Raw genomic sequence first — 21,579 nt, forward strand, 5'->3', positions numbered from 1 at the left:
GAGCTGTGCAGGTCAGGCCGGCTTGGAGAATTCTTGTTGGCACACCTTGAGCGAGATAGTTGACACCTCAAGGGTGCGGATGCTTACTGTGCGTGAGCTCCGGGGTGAGACGGTCCCACGTTTAGGTGCGGCAGGTCGCTGGGCGGGTTTGGAGTAACCCGCCCAGCGACTTACGGGGGTGGGGGCGTGATTTGGGCGAGGCGGACGCGGTGGCCTTCTGCGGTGTCGCCGAAGTCGCGTTCGTCGTCGTCGCGGAAGCGTTTGTAGAACCACTCGGGTACTCGGGTGGTGTCCAGGCGGGTGCGGAGAACGCCGTCCTGCACATCCCGTGCAACGGTCCGAAGGCGGTGCCATTCGTCGTCGGGTACGGGGCCGGGGTATCCGTTGTGTAGCTCAGTATTGACGACCTTGGTGAGTCGGTCGCGCTCGTCGGCCACCTTGCGTTGGCCGGACCAGATCTCGTAAGCGATCTGGTAGGCCGCCAGAGACGGGACGAAGAAGCTAAGGAGAGTGTCGCCCAGAGTGGCGCCCGCGACCACCAAACCCGCGACGAAGCCGATAGTGGCCCACAGCATCGCAAGCGTGGCGATGAGGTGGCTGTAGCGGCGGCGGAGGCGGGCGTCCCAGGCAAGGTTCTGTTCCTGGGCGATGAAAATGTCGTAGGGGTGGTGGACGTCGTGGGTGGGGTCGTACCAACCGTCGGTGATGCGCTTATCCTTCGCGCCACCTCGGGGGAGCTTGCGCGCGAGACGGCGGACGTCGGGTTCGGGGATGGGATCGCCTGCAACGGTGGAACGCCACGGCAAGTGGAACAGGGTGACGTCGAACATCTCCTGGAGCAGGGCGCCCTGCCGGGCTGTGCTCCCGGCGAGGCCCTTGAGCAGGAACGCGGAGACGACGAACCAGAAGAACCCGACGATCGAGACGGCTGTCCGGCCGTGGCCGATCAGCGTGATCAGGACACCGGCGGCGGCGAGCAGAACGGCGGCGGTGACGCGCACGGCCTCGAGGAGCTGGCCGCGTTGGTGGCTTGCTGACGCGGCGCGCTGGAGGAGCAGCATGCCGTCGTCGAGCTGCCGCTCGTGGATGGCCCGGGATGGGATCCCGTGGACGCCGCCGGGGTCGGTGGAGAGGTTCATGGCCTGGTCATCCTGTTCCCGAACAGCTTCTTCCACTCGTCGTAGGCAGCGCGCTCCTGGCCCTCGTCCTCCAGGTCGACTGCCTGCTCTGCGATGGCGCGGGCCTGGGTGAGTGCGTTGGCCGCGGCGAGCTTCTGAGTCGCGTTCATGACGGCGTTGACGTCACCGCCCAGGCCGGCGGGGTCAGGCCACTCGTCGCCGATGCGTTCGGCGGCGGTGGCCAGGAACAGCACGATCTCGTCCTGGTAGCGCCCGATCGGCGGTTTCACTAGCGACTGGGCCATGACCTCCAGCAGGAAGGAGGGCGACACGGGCTCGCCGAGTTCGCGGTTGATGCCCTTGACCATCTTGACGAAGGGTACGTACTTGCCGTCGCAGTCGGCGTTCTTGGCGATGCTCAGCTCGTGGTGGCGCTTGGGGTTGGTCGCGATCCAGTCCCCTGCCGAGGGATTGGGGATGTAGTAGCCGCCCTCGTCTCGCTTGAAGGCGGGGACTACGTCGATCGACATGACCTCGTCGTCGGGGCCGTAGGGGATGACGACGGCCATGCCGTCGCGGGCGGCAGCGCTCCACTTCTGACGGAGCAGCGTCTCCAGGGCGTTGATCACTTGGATGGGCGCCTGATTGAGGAAGCCGGCCTGGGAGCCGTCGGCGTCGAGGACCACGAAGATGTCGATGTCCTTGAGCTTCTTCGTCTTGGTGTCGCGCCGGTAGCTGCCGGTGAGGAAGTCGTCGGCGAGGTCCCAGTGCGACCGGACGAAATCGCGGATGGCCTCGTGCCGTGCCTTCGCCAGGTTCTGCTCGGTCTGGGTGATCTCCAGGTTGTGCTTGAGCTTGGTGAAGGCGTCGTCGATGTATCCCATAGCGGTGTGTCCCTGCTCATGGTCTCAGGTGTGGTAATACCGCATGCCGGTCGAGGCGTGCGGGGCGGAGCCGAGGGTGCCGAAGGTGATGCCGCGCAGGCCGTCGGTGCTCGCCCGATGGCCGGGGCCCCAACCTGGTTGCGGGGTGCGGGGCCTGTTGAAGGTGCAGAACAGCCGGTAGGTGGTGCCCGCGGGCACCCGGTCGAACTTGGCCCGGAACCGGGCGGCTCGAGCACGAGAGGCGGTGAACTCGGCGTTGCCGTCGCCGGAAGTGGTGTAGGACACCGGGAACTCGATCACCGGTGCCACGGTGCCCGAGGGCTGGTGGCACTCGAGGACGACCGTGTCGAGGGAGGCCTCCTCGATCCACGCCTTGATCGCGTTCTCGTTCTGCACCCAGTCGCGATGCAGCCGGTCCATGTTGATACCCAGGTCGGCGAGGATGTCGGTGATGGTACCGAGGATGACGTCGGTCAGGTGCGTGGCGGTGTGGGTCCGGGTGTAGGTGTAGGTGTAGGTGGAGGTCATCGCTGAGTGACCGCCCGTCGCAGAGCCTCACGGTCGATCAGCAGACCGGAGTGGGCAGCCTTCGTCTCCGGGTCGGGCGGGACAGCGTCGGACAACCGGGCGTGACCGTCGGCGGCTGCCTTCACCTGCTCCTGGAGCGGGGCCGGGGACGGCAGGTGGATCGTGAAATCGTCGGCGCCCGCCGCGCCGGGGACGGGGTTGAGGTTCTCCTCCAACGTCAGCGCCGCCGTGCCGGACACCGTCGTGATCTCGCAGTGCACCTTGCCGGCCACCAGGATGATCGGGTGCTGCTGCAGGTGCCCTGCCGCGATCAGCATCCGCCCGACTGCCTCGGCGGCCGACATCGCCTGCACCGCCTCGTCGCGGGACAGTGCGGAGGACTGCGCCACGGTGTCCGCCACGAGGTCCGAGATCACCGCCCAGGTTCCGCTGGCGCTGCGCACGGGAGAAGCCGCCACCTGCCTAGTACGCCGCACGGGACACCTCCGGCTCACCCGTCTCCGCGACGGCGTTGCGCACCGCGGCGGCCAGGTCGTCTTCGGTGAGACTGCCGGGGTCCAGCACCGTGTCCAGCCGCTGAGCCAGGGCTTCAAAGACCACCTTGCGCGTACGGCGGCCGTCCAGCCCGCGAGCCGCCTCGGCGACGCGCTCCATCGCCGAGGAGCGCGCCAGCTCACCCAACGCCGGGTACTTGTCGGCCAGCGTCACCAGCGTGGAGGCCAGGATCTTCCGCAGTGCCTCCGGCTCGGGAAGCGGGACGAGGATGGCGGCGTCGGAGCGGGAGAGGAACGCCTCGTCCAGGGCGGTGGTGAAGTTGCTGGTCGCGACGAAGAACAGGTGCGGGTGCTCGGCGGCGTTGAGATCCAAGGCGGTGAGCACCGCGTCGGTGGCGCGGTGGACGTCGGCCGGGTTGGCGGCCAGCGATGCCGCCGAGCGGGCGACTGCCATCGACTCGACCTCGTCGAGGATCACCACGGTCGGCACGCCATCCGACGCGAGACCCGGTACGTACTCGCCGAGCAGCTCGCTGACCCGCTGCTGCGACTGCCCGTGCTCGGCGCTCATCAGCCCGTGCGGGTTGATCTCGATCCGCCGGACCGCGCCTCCGGCGACGTAGCGGGCGACCTGTGCTGGCAGACCCCGCGCCAGGGTCGTCTTGCCGGTGCCGGGAGGGCCGTAGAGCGTGCACAAGCCGTGCAACGCCGTCACCGCAAACGGCAGGTCAGGCCGCACGAGCAGCGACAGCACAGTCTGGTTGCGCAAGCGCTCCTTGATCTCCTCCGGCACCACGATGGCGTCCCACAACGAGGCATCCGCCGAGTCGGCGGTGATCACCTCGTCCGACAGCACGCACTCCTGAACCCGCATCCCCTCAACTCCGTCCCCCCACGCATGGTGGGTCACCTCAGATCCGAACATCATCTTCTCTGGTTTCGGTAGAGTACATGACGTGGCAGAGATGCAACTCGACACACTTCACTCGGGCGTGTTCGGTTGGAGCCGAGCGATTTGACCGACCGGTAACCAAGGTGTGCCTAAGATGCGGGCGGAGCATTCAAGATCGAGAATCGTCCGCTGATCGGCGGACGCCGACTGGCCGGGAGGCGAGCGACGTGAACGACCTGCGACTGGACCCTGGTGACATCGCAGCCCTGTTCGATCGCGCCCGGCTGCGAATGGCGCGCGAACTCCGGGGGCTTACCCAGGTGCAACTGGCCAGGGAAGTGGGCTCCGTCACCGCAGCCTCGATTAGCCAGTTCGAAAACGGACACACCAAGCCCGCTACATCGACGCTTCGCCGGCTTGCGGTCGCTTTGCGGGTACCGCTGTCGTTCTTCGCCGCGCCAGCCCGCCCCCCTGCTCAGGATCAGGTCAACGGGTTCTTTCGCAGCCTTCGATCGACCTCCCCTCGAGATCGCCAACAAGCGCTTGCGTACGTGCACCTCGCACGAGAACTCGCGCTTGAGCTCGAAAAATACGTCGCGCTTCCCGACCTCAATCTGCCGCGCATTCCAATCAACGAAGAGCATCCTCTTCAATCCGCCGACATTGAACAAGCGGCAGCACAGATCCGTGATCACTGGAATGTCCCACGCGGTCCCGTACGAAACGTCGTGCGCCTGATGGAAATGAACGGCGTTGTCGTCGTTCGCTTCCGTGTCAGCATTGAAAAAGTTGATGCATTCTGTGTCGACTTCCCTGACAGGCCTATTGTCGCTCTCGGGGCCGACAAGGGACTGCGTGACCGCTCCCGCTTCGATGCGGCCCATGAGCTAGGGCACCTGGTCTTGCATGGCCTCACCGGGGATATCGGCCACAAGGTCACTGAGAGTCAGGCCCACGAGTTTGCTGCTGCGTTCCTCATGCCAGCTAACGACATCAGATCCGAACTTCCGGAACATCTCGATTGGCCCGCATTTCTTCGCTTGAAAGCGAAGTGGCACGTTTCTCTAGCAGCTCTCCTGGTTAGGGCAAAAACGCTCGGTGTTATGAGTGAACACACCTATGCGCAGGCGTGGAAAGCCTTGTCCGTCCGGGGGTGGAGGAAAGTTGAGCCAGGCCCTCTTGGGAATCCAGAAGTTCCCGTACTCTTGCAACGAGCACTAGAACTCATGGAGACAACCGGGGTCTCCTTCGCTGATTTCATCAATCGTTCCGGACTTCCGGAAGCCGACATTCGAACCCTGCTCAGTCGGGATATCAGCGAACGACCCCGTGTGGAATTCTGACCTGCCCCGCTCGGTTACTCGGTATGCGAGTTTTGGGAGGAGGTGAGGGCATCCTTCCAGACGGCTGCCCCTTCACTGTCGGCCCAACGCATGCAGCCACGGTAGATGCTCGTCTGCTCGAACGCGTCACGGCTAAGCGCGGCTCTGGCGGAGCGTTCGATGACATCGTGTCCCACTTTGGCTGCCCACCGCCGTTTCGCGACGAGTGAGAATGCCTTGGCCAGGTCGTGGCCAGAGCAGTACTGCTCCCTCTCCGTGACGCGTGCGAGTTCTGCCTGCAGAAGGGCGAGCAGCCCAGGATGGTCTTCGGGCTCCTTTCCTGCGCGTTTGCAGGCGAGCGTGATCAATGCGGTGAGGTCGATGCTGCCGACGTTGTTCCTTGCCACCTCGGTCAACGGGAAGTCCCGCAAATTCAGCGCGAGCCCGTCACGCTGAGACATGAAGCGCAGGAGCCCGACTGGGAGCGCCAGGTGGACACAGGCGGCATTGATGTCCTCCTGGGTGCAGCCGTCGGCGCCGTGCCGAAAACTCAGGTCAGTGCAGAAGCTGGCCGCGAGTGCTTCGTATACGTGCGGGGCGAAGAAGATGCAAGCGTCCAAGTCGTAGAAGTCGGTGTAGATCACTGCGTGGTGGTCCATACCGTTGTCCAACAGCCCTACCCAGTCGCGGTCAAGGATGGCATAGACGGCTGCGAGTTGGTCGCTGTCGTGGACCCTCGCGATGGCTCCTTGGGCTCTTTGCTTGCCTAGCGCGGGAACTGTGGTGAAATTTTCGGCGTTTATGAAGCGGTCCAAGACTGCGCAGTCCGCAGAGCCTTCGACGAGTATGAAGGCGCGTGAGTCATTGGCCCGGAGCATGATCAGTTCAGCGTATAGGTCGTTTGCATCGAGGTCGTCGAACACCTTGTCTGCTACTCCGCGTCCGGGCCGAGCACGACCATGCGATCCGCCCACTTTCCGGCAATCTGAGGGGAATGAGTGGCGACGATAGTCCGGAACCTCACCAGGGACGCGATCTTGCGGAGGTCCGTGATGAATCCCTTTTGCCAGGACACATGAAGGGAGATCTCCGGTTCATCGATTAGGACGAGAGCGCCCAAAGGCACATTGAACAGGAGGTCGTAGACCAGCACCAGTTCATGCTGCTCTCCGGAAGACAGGGAAGCTAGTTCGAGTTCCTGCCCGTCGTCGTCGCTGACCAGTCGGAAGCCGCGTTCGCGGTCGATCTCGAGGTGTTTGAACAGGAACCGGCTGTTGACGATTTCACGCAGTCGAGAAACTCGATCGAGGGTGTCCTGGAACGTCGCCAGTTTTGCTTCGGTGTCACGGAGATAGGTCCACAGCACCGCGCGCTGCCAGTCCTCCATGCGCTCGGGGATCTCGATCACGCTGGAACGTTCGTCATCGTCAACCAGCGAGATGTCACCGAGCTGGCGTCGCAGCTCGTTCTGGGCGTCGTAGCGTTCCCGAATCGCCTGCTCGCTCACGTCGACAGCGGGGTTCTCCAGAAGGCGCTGTGGGTAGGTTCGGTCCAGCTCCTGCGAAGTCCGTGAGTTCTCCGCCAGTTCTTTCGCCAGTCTGCGGGCCAGGTCCTGAGCGAACTCCTCGACTTTCATCAGTGTGGGACGCTGCCTCCGTCCTGGCCGATCCTCTGGCACCGACAGGCCAAGCAGCCGGTGGGTGTCGATGGAATGGACCACGATGCCCGTCAGGTACTCACGCATCTCTGCCGGCATGAGCTCGCTCAGCAGGTCCCTGAGCGCATCAGGGGGCTCGTCCCCCCACTGTGCCAGGAGGTCCAGGAGAGCGACCTCGTCGGTAGCGTGCATTAGCTGGTTTCGTAGCAACCTTTGGTTACGGGACAGCAGTTCAGCGCTGCCCGTTTCGAGGCGCATGAACGCGCGCCGGGCCTCCGCTCGCCCTACGGGGAGCTTGGGCGACCACGTGATGCGAACGGGGCCAGGTCCTTCGAGGAGGAAGGACAAGGATGCCGGAGCGGTCCGGGTTTCGTCGTCTGGAGAGGCTTGGTCCTCTTCGTGCATGCTCTCCGGCTCGGGCTTTTCGATAGAGAGCTGCGAGCCGTCGCTGAAGCACATCTGAAGAGTCTGAAACGGCACGCGTGCGATCTTGCCGAAGTCCACCGGCCACGACACCGCGCTGATGAGGTCGAGGAGCATTGTCTTGCCCACACCATTGGGCCCGTGGACGATCACGAACTCGTCGGTAGCCGGGAAGTTGACCGTATGCGTGAACCTGCCGAGCAGGCCAGTGACCTTCACTTGGGTGAGCGCACGAGCGCTGTCCATCAGTTGTCCATCCGGTGTCTCGTTCCCATTGCGGGCGAAGTGATCGTATCTCTGCTCCGTACCCCATGTTGGAGATCGCCGCCATCTGCGATGCGGTGATGACGGTGGGCGGGGCTGCATACGGTGCTGTACGGGCTCTCGGGAGCAGAGCTACGGACATGGATGTCTACTGTGCGTTCGCGTCGGGACGTTGGGTGATCCGTTGACCTCATCCGCGAGGGTGGCCGTGGGCCCAGCACCGGCGTCGATTTCCCGTGCGAGTTGCTGTGCGTACTTGGCGAGGACGTAGCGTAGGTCCGCGTAGTGACGCAGTGGATCGGGGCGGGAGAACTGGAACCATGCGGTGTTCCGCCGCGCGGCCCACTGTTGCTGGATTTCGGTGGGTTGTGCGGCTTCGAGTGGGCGGGGAGCGAAGAGGTGCTCGCCTCGCGTGACCAGCGTCCAGATGAATACCGAGGCGTCCTGGCGCTTGCGGTCGTCGGTCCGGGTGCGGGTCTGGGTGCGAACGGACGGGAGTTCTTTGACCAGCGCTTCCCAGGAGTCGATGCTGAGCACCCACTCGTGGAGTGCTTGCCGTCTGTGCCAGTAGTCAACTGGTGGTTGACGTCGTGATTGCAGTTCTGAGGCGAGAGCACGAAGGGCTTTGTCGACCTCAAGAGGGTTGCATCGCGTCCATGCTGAGCGCCGGGTCTCGCGTCCGGTGAGTAGGTGTGTCTGGACTGGCGTGATCCCGAGGAACTCGGCGGCGTCATCGTAGGTTCCGCCCATGGTCCACTGGACGAGCCGGACGGCGGCGGCCCTGCGCACGGACTTGACTTCCGAGCCCGCGCAGCTGGCCAGGTAGCGCTGATACCAGTCGGGTTCCAGGAACGCCGGGATGTGCTCGGGCTGGTAGCCGCTGCGGAGTGGTCCTCGTGTGCCTCCGCGGCCGCCGCTGACCCGGGGGAACGTCCGAGTGACGGGTTCAGCGACCTGGCGGAGTCGCTCGGAGCAGCCGCTCTTGTGTCTGTCGTAGAGAACGGCCCATGGTGTTCGGCTTGAAGGGCTGCCGAAGGCAGCACGCGTGAGATTCGAGATGACGTCGGGCAGGTCGTCTCTCGTAAGCAGGCGGTCTGCGGCCATGAGTAAAGCTCCGCAGGTAATGGGGTCACGCGGCGGCGTGTCGCGGACTTGTTGGTTGTGCCTCCCGCCCGGACTGGCGTGCATTGTCTGCGAGTTGGAGTCGATTCGCTCAGCGGTGTTGGTATCGAGGAGGTCCAGGCTGTGAGGCCATGCCGTGTTGATCAGCGCAGTGGCCAGCCGGAGATCGGTGAAGTACTCGGACGCGTCCGTGGCTCGAGTGGGTGAATCCAGGCGGCCCCGGAGGGACTTCTGGAAGCGGAGGATGTCGGCAGTCGGTTGTGGCCGGTCGCGCCCAGAGTCGGTGAGGTGGTCGAGTCTGCCGGCGCAGGCGAAAGACTTCCTCCTCGGCGTCTGCGCGTTGACCGTCCACCGGCATTGCGCTGGATGCAGCGTGTGGTCGTTGGCCCGTTGGATGAGAGGTCCTTGCGCGTCGTGCGGCTGACCGCAGTGCGGGCATTCGGCCTCCAGATAAGTCTGATGCTCGGTGCAGGCGAAGACGATGGGCAGGTGCCAGAGCTTGAGCCAGGGCCCGCTGTGCCGCTGCTGAACATCAGTGCCGTCGCCCGCCAGGCAGGAAGGGCAGAAGCGGGGCGAGCCGACGTAGAGCCATGCGTCTGGCCTCATCAAGCGTCCTGGGGCGGACAGGGACCGGGCGATCGGCGGGTAGCGGTCACGCCACTGCGCCAGCGTCAGCGCGGAGACTTCCCTGGCCGTCTGTCCCGTGAGCCGGGCGAATGCGTCGATCTGAGGACTGGGAAGGTCCAGCAGCAGACTGCCGGGGAAGTGATTTGAGTTGGCGCCGTCCTTGATCCAGTCCGCCGCGCGAATCAGGTGGAGAGGCGAGAGGCCGAGACGGTGCCCAAGTCGCAGCATGTAGCTGACCAGGGACTCTCCGGACAGGGATTCGAGGCTCCGGGGCAGTGGATGCATCGTGGCTTCACCCGTCAGGCGCCTGCGCGGGCAGCCGGGCCGGCGTCATCGAAGACAGTGTTCCGGGGGCGCTTCGCCGGCTTGGGGGTCTTGTCAGCGGTCGGAGGGTCGGCCGGGATCACGGGCTCGTCCGGTGCCTGTTCGGGCGCATCCCGTCGGAGCACGATCTCGTCCAGCAGGCTCTCGTCGATCAGTTCCTTCCCGGACTCCATGGCCTCTTGAGCACCATCTTCGAGCAGGCGTCCCAGCAAGCCGATGACACCGCCGGTGCGACGCATCAGGTACTCCGGCATGGCGCCGGCAGTGAGCATGCCCGCCTTCGCGTTGAAAAGCCGCAGGTGCTGCTCGATTCCCTCCAGATGATCCACGAAGCCCTGGATCTGCTCCGGGGTGGTGTAGCGGAAGCGGTCGATCTCGATGAGCTCGAAGCGGTGCTCGGTCTGGGTGATCTCCAAGCCGTGGATGCGGGTCGACTCCAGCGGCGGCATTTCCCACTGCCGGGTCTTCTTGTTCCACGTGGCCTCGCGAAGCAGCCCAGTGCCGGGGATGTTGACGCCGGTCAGGATCAGGGTGACGTCCAGGCTCATGAAGGCCCGCATCAGGTCGAGGACGTCCTGATCGTCGGCTCTGTGCATCCGCAGCCGGCTGATGTCGTCCAGGATCAGCGCTTTGACGCCGTGGTCATGGAGGGAGTCGGCGACCTGCCGTACCAGTTCCGGCAGCGTGGCCGACTTGCGGGTCTGGGCGCGGAAGAAGGCCAGGATCGATGCGCAAAGGCTCTTCGGGGTCGCGGTCACCGGGGTCGAGACATAGACGACTGGCGCATGAAGGTCCCGAGTACCCGGAACAGCCCCAGGGTTGAGGTGGCTGTGCAGTTCCAGCCACTGGTCTTCGAAGACGGCTCCGGCTGAGATGACAGACGCGGTTTTGCCGTAGTTGCCCCAGCCGCTGATCATGACGCCGGCGCGGGTCGGGTCGTTCTTCTTCCTCGTGTTGCCGCTCAACCGGCGCCGGATCAGCCTGCCGACCTTGTCGTGCATGGGGGTGTCCTGCAGTGGGAGGTTCGCGTTCGTCAGCTCTCGGTAAAGGTCGTAGTCGTACTGGCGGCTCTCGGGAAGCATTGACCACTGCTTCGGCGAGATGACGGAGGCAGGGACGAGGAGATCGCAGTGGGTGCGGTAGTGCTGCCAGCCGGCGTAGGTGTCGAGGGACGGGCAGCTGCCCAGGATCAACTCGGCGATCCTGGCTCGTGAAGGCAGGCCCTCCACCGAATCGTCGTGAGAGAGAGCTTGGGTCACGTGTCGTCCTCCCGGACCGTTGTGGCGGCTTCCGAGCCGTCGGGAGGCGGAAGCCGGAACATGCGGCGCCGGTTCAGGGCTGCGTGCAGGGTTGCCGGAGCGACGGGCCTGGTGCCGGCGAGTGCTTCTTCGCGTCGTCGGCGCCGGTCGGCGTCGACGACGTGGTCGATGGTGCGGGCGTGCTCGGCCCAGGCCACGGGCATCTCCACCGGGACCTGCTCGTTTGCGGGTGCCGGTGCGGCGGGGCGGTCGGCCGCAGCGGCCTGTGCTCGGGTGATCTCGCGGGCCTGGGCGACGCGCCGCTTCTTCCCGGCCCTCTTCTTGGCCTGGCTGGGCCACTGGTCAACGGGGGTGACCGAGCTGAGGATCCCGAGCAGGTGCTCCAGGAGCTCACTCTCCGAGTGGATCCTGATGTTGTTCGCCTTCACGTGGGCCAGCAGGGCACCTGCGGTCTTGTCCGAGAAGGCGGGGATCTCGCCGTCGGGCGGCAGTCCTCGCCAGCGCAGGATGTGCCAGGTCTCATGGTCGGCGTCGTCCTGGAGGAACACCTGCCGGCGGTCCCTTCGGTCGCTGCGGACCACCCATTGGCGCGCGTGTTTGCCGCCTCGGGCGGAGGGCTGCTGGAAACGCGGCTCGTCGAGGACCGGGTCGTGATACCAAAGCCCGAGGATCTTCACTCCCCGGCGCGGATGGATCTTCACGTGGTGCTTGCGCAGGACCTTGTAGTAGAAGCTCGGCTCGGGGAAGTCCAGGTCGAAGCCGCCCTGTTCCATCGCCGCGGCGAACAGCGTGTTGGGGCTGTGATCTTCGCCCGGTGCCCAACTCGGGGCATATTCGCCGAGTTTGCGGTTCTGCCAGATCTGGACGATCCAGGTCGCGATGATGTGCTCGGCCTGCGCGAGCGTGAGGCTCGCATCGCGTTCCGGGTCGGTCCCGCGGTCCGCGACGTCACCGCCGGTGAAACCCAGCAGGTGCTCGAAGAGCATGGTCTGGACGGTGAGGAACTGGCGCTCGACCGCGAACTTGTCGGCCTGGCGCAGGACACGGGCAGGAAGGATCCGGCAGCCGATCTCCCGCTCGGCCTCCACCAGGTCGTGGTTCTTGTAGGGGCCGCCGTGGTCGGTGGTGACCGTCTCCGGGGCGAAAAACGGCAGGGCGGCGACCCGGTGCCCGGTGAACTCGGCGATCACGTCGGCCGGAGCCCCGGCGTAGGGCCACTCCGTGTCCTCGCCCCACCCGTCCCGCATCGGAAGCGGTAGCATCACGTCCCGCAGCAGCATCGCGACATCGACCGAGGTGTCGGACTGCAGCGTCAGCCGGAAGGCCGGCAGCCCGTGCGTGTAGAGATCGAGCGCGAGGGTGAGCGTCGCGGTGACCGCATCACCGAAGACGGTCTCGCGCAGCTTCACCGGCATCGGCGTCGAGTCCAGCACCAGAACCTGGCCCGGCCGATGGACCACCACCCGGCCGGAGACCCCGGCCTCCGCGGCGGCCTCAGCCGTTCGCCCGTAACGAGGCCGGGCTCCGCCGGGCCTGAACCACTCCTCCCAGACCGTCGCGAACGTCCAGCGGGAAGGGATTCTCTCGGTCGGGAAGGCCGGGAACCGCTCGCGCATGTACTGGTGCATCAACCGGTGCCTGGCAGCCAGGCTCAGGCCGGCGCGTTCGCGGCACTCGGCTTTGACCGCGAAGATCGCCTCCCGGACCTCCTCGGTGATGCTGCGGTGCCCGCTGCGTCGCCGTGTCCAGCGCCCGTCCGCACAGGCCAGCAGGAGACTGTCGCCTGACAGGCCCGACAGACGCATCAGTGTCCGGTAGCTGAGGTGCTGCAGGCCGAGCCGGACCGCCTCCGGACGGAACAACGCCTCCATCTCCGCAGCCTTCGAGCGGCGGCGCTCGGTCAGCGTCGTGCGGTCCGGGTCGTAGGCAGGCCGGGGCTCACCCGGCAGGGCCCGAGCCGGGTGGCCCTCCCGGAACCCCGTCTCGGCTTCCAGCACATGCGCAGCCCGCAGCCGGGCCCGCTCCAGCTGGTCCTTTGTCAGGTCAGCCAGGGTCCTCGGCTGCTGGGCGACTGGCGACGGGGGCCCCGACGCTTCGGCCTTCGGCAGAAGCCGCAGGTCGGGATGGTTGATGAGCCAGCGGAACGAGCGGGTCTCCGTGCGGCCGTCGTCGTCCGTGAGGACGAGCCGGCCGTACTGACCGTGGACGGCTTCGATCGTCCACTCGATGCCGTTGAGCGCGACCCGCCTGCCCGGTGCGATCTGCAAGAAGCCCCTGGCTGCCATCACACCGCCCAGATCAGCGAGCTGTCCCGCAAAGGACTGCCCAGGTCAACGCCGAGCTCGCGGTGCCAGAGCAGCCGGACGATGTTCGCCCGGCCAACGGCAGGCACGCTGGTCGAGTCCGCCAGCTCGCAGAACGTCATCATCCGTCCCGGCTGCCCGCCGATAGCGGTGAGCAGTTGGTCCCGCATGCCGAGCAGGTCCCTCGCCGGCCGCCTGCGCGAGGAAAGATGATCAAGGACGCTCCAGACATGCGGGCGCCAGCCCGCGATCACCGAGTACCGCCAGCCGCAGGCGGCCGCCACTTCCCTGGCCGCCGCGAACTTCAGCGCGTCTTCTTCCTTGATTAGCTCCATCGGCCGGACGTCCAGCAGCCACATCCCGCCGTCGATCACCGCCAGGAAGTCCGGGATATGCCATGCCTGTCCGCCCGTATGCTCGAAGTCCAGCCGGAACGGCTGCGACAGCACCTCCGATGCCTTCAAGAAGTCCAGCGCGACGAGCAAGCGCAGTTCCTCCAGCGACTCGAAGCCGTGCATCCTGCCTGTTGAGGCCATCACCTCCAGGCCAGGGCGATGCCGCTGTTTCGCCCGCCAGGTGAACCCCCGCATCGGCCGTGATGACAGCACCGGCACGTGTGCCATGTCGCGGATCGGCCAGCAGACTTCGCCGGTACCCACTCGCCATGACGAACTCCACCGACGAGGCCAGTCGTTATCGAGCCGTAGCCGATCCCGCTGGGTGACATCTCCCTCATACTCCATGGCCAACTGGTCAAGGTGACTTGACTCCGACGGGATCACTGCCCTCGTTGCGTCGCCCATCTATCCACGGCAGCACCCTCTGCTCAGCGGTGGCGACCTTTCTTCGAAAATGACCACAATTTGGCGTGGAGAGTCGAATGTTTGCGAACCAATGTGCTCACTTTCTTCGCTTGTCCGATCGCGAAATGACATAGAGCGGCGCCAGGGAGTGCCCTGCAGCCATCGCAAAGGGCCTTGATCCAGGTGCCGTGTTGGTCGCCGTGGAAGCGGGCGCGTCCGGGCTCACCACAGGCTTCGCAGGTCTTCCCCGCTTCGAGTTCCGCGGCTTCGGCGAGGCGGCCGGCGGTGTCGGCCCAGGTGTCGTCGAACTCGCCGTCGTCGCACCAGTCCGCGACGTTCTCCTCACCAGTGCCTTTTTCGAAAACTCGGCCCCTTCAGCCCTTTCGGCTCCTAGCAGGTCTCAGGCGGCAGGCCCGTGACCAGGTGGTTTCCCGGTCCGGTCCTGCCGCGCAAGATGTGGGCATCAGGGGCGGCTATCTGGCCGGGGATGGTTCAGCGCAGGGCTGCGGTGATGCGGGATCGGAGTTGAGAGTCGGTGATCTCGTCGGCATTGCGCCAGGCGGCCTCGGAGACCTCTTCGGTCTGCAAGTCGCCAATGTCTGCGGTAGTGCGGAACAGGAACCGGAAGTCGAAGTGCTGGTGGGCGGACTCGCCCTTGGCGGGGTTGGCGTCGATGGGGTGGACATCGATGTGCAGCGGGACTTCGCTGTGCGGGGAGACCACGTGGGGCGGGATGCCGGTCTCCTCGGCCAGTTCACGGCCGGCGGCCTGCAGGAGCGTGTTGTCCGAAGCCTCCAGATGGCCGCCAGGCAGCAGCCACTTCTGGGTCGCGTTATGAAGAATGTGCAGGATGCGGCCGTCGGGGCCGACGAGGATCGCCCCGGCGGTGACGTGCCCGGGCAGCGTGGTGCGGTGGGTGAGGTCGTCGCCATCGTCCAGGAAGCCGAGGACGACGCCGAGTTCGCGCTTGTCGTCGGGATGTTGGTCGAGGTAGGCGGCGATGGTGGTGCGGATGTGGTCGGCTGTGATGGTCATGGTGATCACCTGTTGAAGTAGGAGAGCCAGGTCGCTGCGATGGCTTCGCGGTCGGGTGCGGGGACCTCATGGATACCGGGGGCGAGCTCTTCGCGGGTGAGCATCCTGATCGCGGCGAGGATCTCGGCCTGGACCAGGAAGATGAATGGCCCAACGCTGGCGCCGTGGATGAAGTTGACGGCGTTGCCGCCGTTCGCCAGATAGAAGTACTGGCCGGTGGTCCGGTAGCGGGTGACGTGCTCGCCGACGATCGTGCGGGTGTAGACGTCGGGGAGTCCGGCGAGGTCGAGTTCGTCCTCGCTGCTGGTGACGGTGGCAACGTAGGCGCCATTGCGGAGATGCCCGAAGTCCTCGCCGCGCAGGGAGATCGCGCCGGTTGCGCAGAGGACCAGGCCGGCACCGGTCAGGGCGGTCTCGCGGTCGCGGGCGACGGTGAAGCCCTGGGAGAGGGCCTGGGTGCGGCGGACGGGGTCGATGTCGAAGACGGTGACCTGCACTCCCTTGGCCTGCAGGAGCCGGGCGATCGAACTGCCGAGCTTCCCGAAGCCGATCACGAGGGCGGGGCGGCCGTGGAGGATGTCCCCGCGGCCGCGCATGACGGCCTCAGTGGAGAAGACCACGGACTGTCCGACGAGGAAGTCCTCAGGGTCCTTCAAGGGAGAGCGGGCGACGGAGATGACGGGGCAGGGCAGTTTGTCGAGGTCCGCGTAGCGCCGGTGCCCGTTCTCGGTGTCCTCGATCACCCCGGCGATCCGTCCGGTGAACCGGCTGTGGACCTCGGCGAGGGTGGGGGCGAAGTAGCCACCGACGTCCAGCAGGCAGGCCGTCTCGCCTGCGGCCCGGGATTCGAGGTAGTCCAGGGCGTCATCGGGCTCGGTGAACATCTCGCGGGTGAGGATGTCGACGGGGACGGTCTGCTCGACCTCGCGCTTGGCGGCCGGGTGGATGGACTTCGGCTTGGGCAGCACCGCGGTGAGCCGGGTCATCGCGGCGACGGCCTGGATGAACGCGGGCCGCTCCGGCAGCAGGTGCGTGATCAGGAACGATGCGGTCTGCTCGTCCGGGGCGAACTGGGTGGCGATCCGGGCGAAGTAGGCGTCCAGGCGGGCGCGTTCGAATGTTTCCATGGCAGTTCCCTCTCATCCGTTCCGTCCGGGGGCCGTGCGGAAAGTCCGGGGTTCAGCGGGTGCGGGCGCGTCCGAACAGCAGCCGCTCGGCCGCGAGGGCGGCATCCAGGTAGGCATCGAGCCGGGCGGCGTCGGCACTCTGCGGCAGTGGGTCCAGCCCGAGCAGGAGGACGGCGTCACCGTTGTGGGCGACCAGTTCGGTCCAGGCCCGGCGGGTGGGCAGCCGCAGCCGGCGAGAGGCGCCGGGGATGTGCACCAGCACCTGGTCGCCGACGATCTGCAGGCACCGGTCGATCTCCAGAACGACCTCCCGGGGGCCGGCCAGACAGCCGAGGCTGTCCGACAGCCGCCGCATCCGGGCCTCGACAGTGTCGGGGGTGGCCAGGGCCGGGGTGTGGGTGATCAGGATGTGCGCGACCTCGTGGCCGTCCGGTCCGGTGCCCGGCCAGGTCCAGGACGCGAGGGAGACCAGCAGTCGAAGTTCCGGATCTGGCGGGGTGAGGATGACGGTCATGACGCCGCCCCTCCCGCAGCCTTGAAGCAGGACCAGACGACCTTTCCGGACGGGGTGTGGTCCTGGACTCCCCAGCCGTCGGCGAGCACGCTCACCAGCGTCAGGCCGCGCCCGGAGGTGTCCGTGTCGGCGGCCTGGCGGGCCTTGGGGTGCTGGCGGCGGCTGTCGTGGACTTCCAGGCGTACGACTTCCTCGTCAGCATCGAGCTTGACCAGGAAGCCGTGGCCGTCGACGGCTGCGTGGACGAGGGCATTGGTGGCGAGCTCGGAGACACAGAGCCGGATGTCCTCGGCACGGCCTTCAAGATCCCACTCGGCCAGGGCGTCTGTCGTGAACTGCCGTGCCTGGCCGATCGATTCGGGTCGGGGCTCGAAGAACCGCTGGGTCGTTTCGGTCATCGTGGCCCTCACGACTCGGCGTCCWGGACGCGGGTGGATCCCGGACTGCGGCGACGGACCGGGCCGCCGCGGGAGACGGGCGGGTGTGCGGGGCGGGGCCCGCGGGCCAGCAGCAGCCGGGAGCCGGCCGCCTCGATCCGCCGGCCGCGTTCGGCAGCTATGGCCTTCGGCCCCAGGTGCGACATGGCCGGGGAGATCACTCCATAGACGTCCGGCAGGGCCAGCACGTCCAGCAGCCCGGTGAACGCCGCCGAGTCGGGTCCGGAACTCACGTCGCGGTCGGTGAACAGTCCGGACAGCTGCAGTTCGTGGTTGCGGCAGTACTCGGCAAGAGAGGCGGCCAGCGCCGCCTTCCGGGCGGCGGAGACCCGCACCAGTCGCAGAAAGCCGTAAACGACCGGGCCGTTGACCGGGCGATTCTCCGTGAGGGGTTCCATGCTGAAGACCGTCCAAAAGGCTCGACAAGAGGTGACGTCTTGAGCGTGGATGCTGGCCAACTCCCGGCCAATCACCGCCTGTTCTACTTGCGTTCCACTTTCGTCCCACCGACTGCACGCACCGTGCTTCGATGACTGGCGGAAGGGAGTGACGCGTGGCGACCGTGCACCACTGGACGGGCCTGGAGGCCAGGGCCCTGCGTCTCGCCCTGCGTCTGAGCGTGCGGGCCTTCGCCCAGCAGCTCGGCCTGGCGGTTGCGACCGTGTCCAAGTGGGAGTCCAAGCTCGCGGCCACCGAGCCCAGACCCGACACCCAGGCCATCCTCGACACCGCGCTCGGCCGTGCGGACGCCGCCGTTCACCTGCGCTTCGAGACACTCCTGTCCGAGACGTCCAACGCCGCGACCGCTGCCCGGCGCCGCGTCACCGCCTCAGGTCCCCGGGCCTGGGAGTACGAATCGTGGGCCGACGAATTGGACCGTGTCGTGGTCGCCCTGTCCCGGCAGAACTTCGCCTTCGCCGACAGCTTGCTCAGCCGGTGGCTCACGCGCTTCACGGCCCTTGAGCTCGACGACAAGGGCCTGTATCTCTTCGCCCGCTCGACGGCTTTGCTCGGCGACCTCAAGCGTGACCAAGGCGTCGTTCTCGGCCCGCTCTCCGCCCAGCACTCCTATGCCGGCGCCCGCTCCGTCTTCACCCAGCTCGACATTCCCCGCCGCGTCGCCCAGCTCAATCTGTCACTTGCGGTCGTGACCGAGATGTCCGGGAAGCTGGAGATCGCCGCCCGCAACTACGAGACCCTCGCCGTCGACGACCGGCTCTCCCGTCGCGACCGTGCCAGGGCCCGGCTGTGGGTGGGGACCGCGCTGAGCAAGGACGGCAACCACGACTATGCGACCCGCGTCATGCAGGCCGCGACCCGCGACTTCGAAGACCTCCAGGAACCCGACGACTGGTCGGTGGCCCATCAGAAACTCGCCCTCGCCCGCCGCGGCGCCGGCGACCTCACCCAGGCCCTGCACTTCATCGACATCGCCCGCAACAGCGGGACCACCGAATCACCGATGCAACGCGTGCGACTGGACACCGCTCATGGCCACATCCTGCTCTCCGACGCAGCCACCCGGGATGATGGACACCTCGTCCTCGACCAGGCCGCCCAGGTGGCCGCGCAGTACGGACTCGTGCACCAACTGCGCAGTATCGAGGGCATCAAGGCCATGAGCGAGGGGCCGACCGGCCCCCGGCAACGGTGACCAGGGAGACAAGACGCGTGAGCGACAACCAGCAGACCATCACCGAGGACCAGTGGCGCCAGGCCGAGCTGATCTGGGACTACCACCAGATGAACCACGAGCTGCGGCCCGTCGACGTGGCGATCGGACTGGGCAGCCACGACCTCGGCGTCGCCGCCCACTCCGCCGAGCTGTATCAGGCCGGGCTCTTCAAGACCCTGGTGTTCACCGGCGGCAACAGCCCCACCACCGCCAAGGTCTTCCCGCGCGGCGAGGCCGTCCATTTCCGCGAGCACGCCATCGACCTCGGCGTCCCCGCCGAGGCGATCCTGCTGGAGCCCAACGCCGGGAACACCGGGCAGAACATCACCCTCTCGCGTGAGGTCCTCACCGGCGCCGGAATCCACCCGACCACGGTGCTGCTGGTGTCCAAGCCCTATATGGAGAGGCGATCGTTCGCGACCGCCCGCAAGCTGTGGCCCGACGTCGAGATCCTGTGCGCGTCGGAGCCGCTGGAGTTCGACGACTACTTGAAGTCCATCGGCGACGAGAAGCTCGTCTTGGACATGCTCGTCGGTGATCTCCAGCGGGTGATCGAGTATCCGAAGCTCGGGTTCGCCATCGAGCAGGAGGTCCCGGAGGACGTGCATGCCGCGTACGAATCCCTCATCGCCGACGGCTTCACCAGCCGCCTCATCACCTCGTGACCTGCCCGCCCCGGGCGGGCTGTGCGCGATCCACCAGCCCAATGTGTTCCCGAGACTGACGACGCTGGCCAAGCTGTTCGCGGCGGACTACTGGATCGTCCTGGACGACGTGCAGTTCACCCGCCGCGACTACCAGCACCGAGCCCGTCTCGCCGACCTCGACGACCCGGCCCGCCAGCAGTGGCTCACCATCCCCACCCACCTCCCCAATGGGCGGCCCACCCTCATCCGGGACGCCCGGATCGACGACCCTGCCTTGGCCTGCCGCCGAACCGCTGGGATGCTGCGGCAGCACTACAGCTCCAGCCCCCACTGGCCCGCCCTCGCGAAGGCCCTGGGCCCGGTGCTGGACGCCTTCACCACCGGCCGGACCGCGACGGTCGCCGAGATCTCCACCCCCGTCCTGCTGGACCTGCTCGGCTGGAAGGGCCAGATCCTCACCAGCAGCCAACTCCCGTCCCGGCCGGGCCGATCCGTCCGGCTCGCGGACCTTTCCGCCGCGACCGGCGCCCGCGCGTATCTGTGCGGGACCGGCGGCATGACCTATCTCGACCCCGCACCCTTCGCCGCCCGGAACATCGCCGTGGCGCCGTTCCGGCCGCCGTTGATCAATATCTGCTCCTCCGGCCGCCAGCTCAGTGCCCTGTGGGCCCTTGCGGCTCTCGGCCCGGATGCCGTGGCCGACCGGCTCCAGGCCCTCGCCGCCGTCCACACCGTCCTACAGCCCGCCGCCTGACGCAGCCGTCCCCCTCCTCGAGGAGGGGGACGTACCACTGAACGTCCCCAGTCGCGCACGACTCCGTCCTGCACCATCGCGTACGGGATGCACCTAGGTCACATGCCTTCTTAGCTCCGGGCCGGGAGCCAAGGCAGGCCCGCACGCGGGTGCGGCGCCCAGGAGAACAGGCAGCCAGAGATTCCGCTTAGTGCCGTACGCGGAGTCGCAGAGCCGTGTCGGCCTCCCGCGTGGTGGTCGCCAGCCCGGCGGCGGACGCGACGACGCTCTCGCCCATGTGACGAACACCACATCACCTCCGGCGCGTCCGAAGCGGCTGCTGGGCGTGGTGCGGGGCGGCCCGATGTGGAACCGTGCACCCCTCCTCACCAGGGCTTCGGCTGCTTTGCCCCGTCCGTGACTGTGGCGGAGCCCTGCCGGCGTGCCCTCCGTTGGGCGACGAGCGGCTGGCACGAATCGCCAGGGAAGGCTCCTCCCGCACTGAGCTCCTGCCGGGTGGGCAGCCGACACTCCGGCGTCTGCTCACGGCCCCAAGCGCCAGGAGAGCACCAAGGAGAGTCCCTCCGAATGCCCGCGCCTCGAGGCCTTGGGCTGCACCTCGCCCAGTGGGACACTCCACCGCGGAACAGGCCAGCCGCACCTGGGATCAATCTCGTTGGGAATTCCGACGCCCAACTCTGCGCGTTCGTGTCTCGCCGTGCCGGCCCGCGCAACCGCGCATTCCTGTGTGGTGTTTCGAGGGCACGGCCATCGGCTTCGGGGGCGTCCCCGTTCGCTTCGGGAGCACGCTGCCGGGCTTCGAGGCCAGCCGGTCTCGCGGGGCAATTCTCGGTCTCGCATAGGTCTCGCGGGAGGTCTCGGCGTTCAACGACACAGGTCTCGTCTTCATCGCGACAAGATCGGCGTTCAGCGACACGGGGCCCGTGTTCAACGGCTGCTGTCGCGACACGACGGCGACATCCGTGTCGACGGCGACGCCTTGTCCGCGGACAGTCCGCGCGGACGGATCTGGATGTCCGCACACCCGACTCCCTCCCCACCCGCCCCCGCGTCCCGTCGGCGCCGGGGCCCGCGGCTCCCCACCGGGCGAAGCCGCCCTTCGGACATAGACTTGTCGACATGGACCGCCACCCGTGAGGAGGTCAGTCGCGATGGAGGCACACGCGGGCGACCGGCTGCTGACACACGGCAGGACCGTGGGGCAGCACGACAGGGTCGCAGAGATCGTCGAAGTGCTCGGGGCCGGGGGCACTCCCCCGTACCGCGTCCGCTTCGAGGACGGACACGAGCACCTGATTTCACCCGGTCCCGACAGCGTCGTACAGCACACCGACCCCCGGAAGCAGGCCCGGGAGACTCCGTAGCGGCCT

21 protein-coding genes are annotated in these 21,579 nt (G+C 66.8%); 5 read left to right on the forward strand and 16 right to left on the reverse strand.

The window, feature by feature from the left end:
- Positions 1 to 170 precede the first annotated feature (170 nt).
- Genes EAO76_RS04355 through EAO76_RS04375 form a run of 5 tightly spaced genes read right to left on the reverse strand, consistent with a single transcriptional unit; the run spans position 171 to position 3,898 of the window.
- Positions 171 to 1,139 carry an S-4TM family putative pore-forming effector gene (locus EAO76_RS04355; RefSeq protein WP_148833506.1) on the reverse strand — a complete coding sequence of 323 codons (969 nt, stop codon included), beginning with the start codon at positions 1,137 to 1,139 and terminating at the stop codon, positions 171 to 173.
- Entirely contained in the window at positions 1,136 to 2,002 is an 867-nt protein-coding gene (locus EAO76_RS04360; protein ID WP_148833508.1) for a CBASS oligonucleotide cyclase, read from the reverse strand. The genes EAO76_RS04355 and EAO76_RS04360 overlap by 4 nt, the downstream gene beginning before the upstream one ends.
- Before the next feature lie 24 nt (positions 2,003 to 2,026).
- Entirely contained in the window at positions 2,027 to 2,530 is a 504-nt protein-coding gene (locus tag EAO76_RS04365; RefSeq protein WP_148833510.1) for a hypothetical protein, read from the reverse strand.
- Complete coding sequence (locus EAO76_RS04370; RefSeq protein ID WP_230396674.1) at positions 2,527 to 2,973, reverse strand: hypothetical protein; 447 nt, start codon at positions 2,971 to 2,973, stop codon at positions 2,527 to 2,529. The genes EAO76_RS04365 and EAO76_RS04370 overlap by 4 nt, the downstream gene beginning before the upstream one ends.
- A 19-nt stretch (positions 2,974 to 2,992) precedes the next feature.
- Entirely contained in the window at positions 2,993 to 3,898 is a 906-nt protein-coding gene (locus EAO76_RS04375) for an AAA family ATPase (protein ID WP_148833515.1), read from the reverse strand.
- 245 nt (positions 3,899 to 4,143) lie between these two features.
- On the opposite strand from EAO76_RS04375, the gene EAO76_RS04380 reads away from it, so the two are divergent.
- Positions 4,144 to 5,259: an XRE family transcriptional regulator gene (locus EAO76_RS04380; RefSeq protein ID WP_148833517.1), complete on the forward strand. Its 1,116-nt coding sequence runs from the start codon at positions 4,144 to 4,146 to the stop codon at positions 5,257 to 5,259.
- Positions 5,260 to 5,273: 14 nt separating this feature from the next.
- Here the strand turns inward: EAO76_RS04380 and EAO76_RS04385 are convergent, their stop codons facing one another.
- From EAO76_RS04385 to EAO76_RS04435, 11 genes are all read right to left on the reverse strand, one after another.
- Positions 5,274 to 6,161, reverse strand: a complete 888-nt coding sequence (locus EAO76_RS04385) for a hypothetical protein (RefSeq protein ID WP_148833519.1) — start codon at positions 6,159 to 6,161, stop codon at positions 5,274 to 5,276.
- Between the two features lie 8 nt (positions 6,162 to 6,169).
- The gene (locus EAO76_RS04390) at positions 6,170 to 7,564 is read right to left on the reverse strand and encodes an AAA family ATPase (RefSeq protein WP_155060092.1); all 1,395 of its coding nucleotides are present in this window, start codon (positions 7,562 to 7,564) and stop codon (positions 6,170 to 6,172) included.
- 150 nt (positions 7,565 to 7,714) lie between these two features.
- Positions 7,715 to 9,616 (reverse strand): TniQ family protein, encoded by a 1,902-nt coding sequence (locus tag EAO76_RS04395; protein ID WP_148833523.1) that lies wholly within the window; start codon positions 9,614 to 9,616, stop codon positions 7,715 to 7,717.
- A gap of 14 nt (positions 9,617 to 9,630) precedes the next feature.
- Complete coding sequence (locus tag EAO76_RS04400; protein ID WP_148833525.1) at positions 9,631 to 10,914, reverse strand: TniB family NTP-binding protein; 1,284 nt, start codon at positions 10,912 to 10,914, stop codon at positions 9,631 to 9,633.
- A complete protein-coding gene (locus EAO76_RS04405; RefSeq protein WP_148833527.1) occupies positions 10,911 to 13,199 on the reverse strand; it encodes a transposase in 2,289 nt (762 codons plus the stop codon). Before EAO76_RS04405 ends, EAO76_RS04400 begins: the two co-directional genes overlap by 4 nt.
- Positions 13,199 to 13,876 (reverse strand): TnsA-like heteromeric transposase endonuclease subunit, encoded by a 678-nt coding sequence (locus EAO76_RS04410; RefSeq protein ID WP_262375273.1) that lies wholly within the window; start codon positions 13,874 to 13,876, stop codon positions 13,199 to 13,201. Before EAO76_RS04410 ends, EAO76_RS04405 begins: the two co-directional genes overlap by 1 nt.
- Before the next feature lie 636 nt (positions 13,877 to 14,512).
- Positions 14,513 to 15,055, reverse strand: a complete 543-nt coding sequence (locus EAO76_RS04415) for an NUDIX hydrolase (RefSeq protein WP_148833531.1) — start codon at positions 15,053 to 15,055, stop codon at positions 14,513 to 14,515.
- 5 nt (positions 15,056 to 15,060) lie between these two features.
- Entirely contained in the window at positions 15,061 to 16,182 is a 1,122-nt protein-coding gene (locus EAO76_RS04420) for an adenosylhomocysteinase (protein ID WP_148833533.1), read from the reverse strand.
- A gap of 52 nt (positions 16,183 to 16,234) precedes the next feature.
- Entirely contained in the window at positions 16,235 to 16,696 is a 462-nt protein-coding gene (locus EAO76_RS04425) for a hypothetical protein (protein ID WP_148833535.1), read from the reverse strand.
- Positions 16,693 to 17,094 carry an ATP-binding protein gene (locus EAO76_RS04430; RefSeq protein ID WP_148833537.1) on the reverse strand — a complete coding sequence of 134 codons (402 nt, stop codon included), beginning with the start codon at positions 17,092 to 17,094 and terminating at the stop codon, positions 16,693 to 16,695. The genes EAO76_RS04425 and EAO76_RS04430 overlap by 4 nt, the downstream gene beginning before the upstream one ends.
- Before the next feature lie 8 nt (positions 17,095 to 17,102).
- The gene (locus EAO76_RS04435) at positions 17,103 to 17,531 is read right to left on the reverse strand and encodes a hypothetical protein (protein ID WP_148833540.1); all 429 of its coding nucleotides are present in this window, start codon (positions 17,529 to 17,531) and stop codon (positions 17,103 to 17,105) included.
- 155 nt (positions 17,532 to 17,686) lie between these two features.
- Between EAO76_RS04435 and EAO76_RS04440 the strand changes: the two genes are divergently transcribed.
- The 4 genes from EAO76_RS04440 to EAO76_RS04455 all read left to right on the forward strand — a co-directional run bounded on the left by EAO76_RS04440 (position 17,687) and on the right by EAO76_RS04455 (position 21,573).
- Complete coding sequence (locus EAO76_RS04440; RefSeq protein WP_148833542.1) at positions 17,687 to 18,787, forward strand: hypothetical protein; 1,101 nt, start codon at positions 17,687 to 17,689, stop codon at positions 18,785 to 18,787.
- 17 nt (positions 18,788 to 18,804) lie between these two features.
- Positions 18,805 to 19,473: a YdcF family protein gene (locus tag EAO76_RS04445; RefSeq protein WP_148833544.1), complete on the forward strand. Its 669-nt coding sequence runs from the start codon at positions 18,805 to 18,807 to the stop codon at positions 19,471 to 19,473.
- 43 nt (positions 19,474 to 19,516) lie between these two features.
- Positions 19,517 to 20,209: a WbqC family protein gene (locus EAO76_RS04450; RefSeq protein WP_148833546.1), complete on the forward strand. Its 693-nt coding sequence runs from the start codon at positions 19,517 to 19,519 to the stop codon at positions 20,207 to 20,209.
- A gap of 1,151 nt (positions 20,210 to 21,360) precedes the next feature.
- Positions 21,361 to 21,573 carry a DUF1918 domain-containing protein gene (locus EAO76_RS04455; protein ID WP_148833548.1) on the forward strand — a complete coding sequence of 71 codons (213 nt, stop codon included), beginning with the start codon at positions 21,361 to 21,363 and terminating at the stop codon, positions 21,571 to 21,573.
- The last annotated feature ends 6 nt before the right edge of the window (positions 21,574 to 21,579 follow it).

The organism is Streptomyces sp. sk2.1 (assembly GCF_008120935.1).
Lineage (GTDB): Bacteria > Actinomycetota > Actinomycetes > Streptomycetales > Streptomycetaceae > Streptomyces.

What these genes read in the sequence shown, in the direction of transcription:
- EAO76_RS04355 (WP_148833506.1), bottom strand. Translation starts at nt 1,139, where the DNA reads ATGAACCTCTCCACCGACCCCGGCGGCGTCCACGGGATCCCATCCCGG.
- EAO76_RS04360 (WP_148833508.1), bottom strand. Translation starts at nt 2,002, where the DNA reads ATGGGATACATCGACGACGCCTTCACCAAGCTCAAGCACAACCTGGAG.
- EAO76_RS04365 (WP_148833510.1), bottom strand. Translation starts at nt 2,530, where the DNA reads ATGACCTCCACCTACACCTACACCTACACCCGGACCCACACCGCCACG.
- EAO76_RS04375 (WP_148833515.1), bottom strand. Translation starts at nt 3,898, where the DNA reads ATGCGGGTTCAGGAGTGCGTGCTGTCGGACGAGGTGATCACCGCCGAC.
- EAO76_RS04390 (WP_155060092.1), bottom strand. Translation starts at nt 7,564, where the DNA reads ATGGACAGCGCTCGTGCGCTCACCCAAGTGAAGGTCACTGGCCTGCTC.
- EAO76_RS04395 (WP_148833523.1), bottom strand. Translation starts at nt 9,616, where the DNA reads ATGCATCCACTGCCCCGGAGCCTCGAATCCCTGTCCGGAGAGTCCCTG.
- EAO76_RS04405 (WP_148833527.1), bottom strand. Translation starts at nt 13,199, where the DNA reads ATGGCAGCCAGGGGCTTCTTGCAGATCGCACCGGGCAGGCGGGTCGCG.
- EAO76_RS04415 (WP_148833531.1), bottom strand. Translation starts at nt 15,055, where the DNA reads ATGACCATCACAGCCGACCACATCCGCACCACCATCGCCGCCTACCTC.
- EAO76_RS04420 (WP_148833533.1), bottom strand. Translation starts at nt 16,182, where the DNA reads ATGGAAACATTCGAACGCGCCCGCCTGGACGCCTACTTCGCCCGGATC.
- EAO76_RS04425 (WP_148833535.1), bottom strand. Translation starts at nt 16,696, where the DNA reads ATGACCGTCATCCTCACCCCGCCAGATCCGGAACTTCGACTGCTGGTC.
- EAO76_RS04430 (WP_148833537.1), bottom strand. Translation starts at nt 17,094, where the DNA reads ATGACCGAAACGACCCAGCGGTTCTTCGAGCCCCGACCCGAATCGATC.
- EAO76_RS04455 (WP_148833548.1), top strand. Translation starts at nt 21,361, where the DNA reads ATGGAGGCACACGCGGGCGACCGGCTGCTGACACACGGCAGGACCGTG.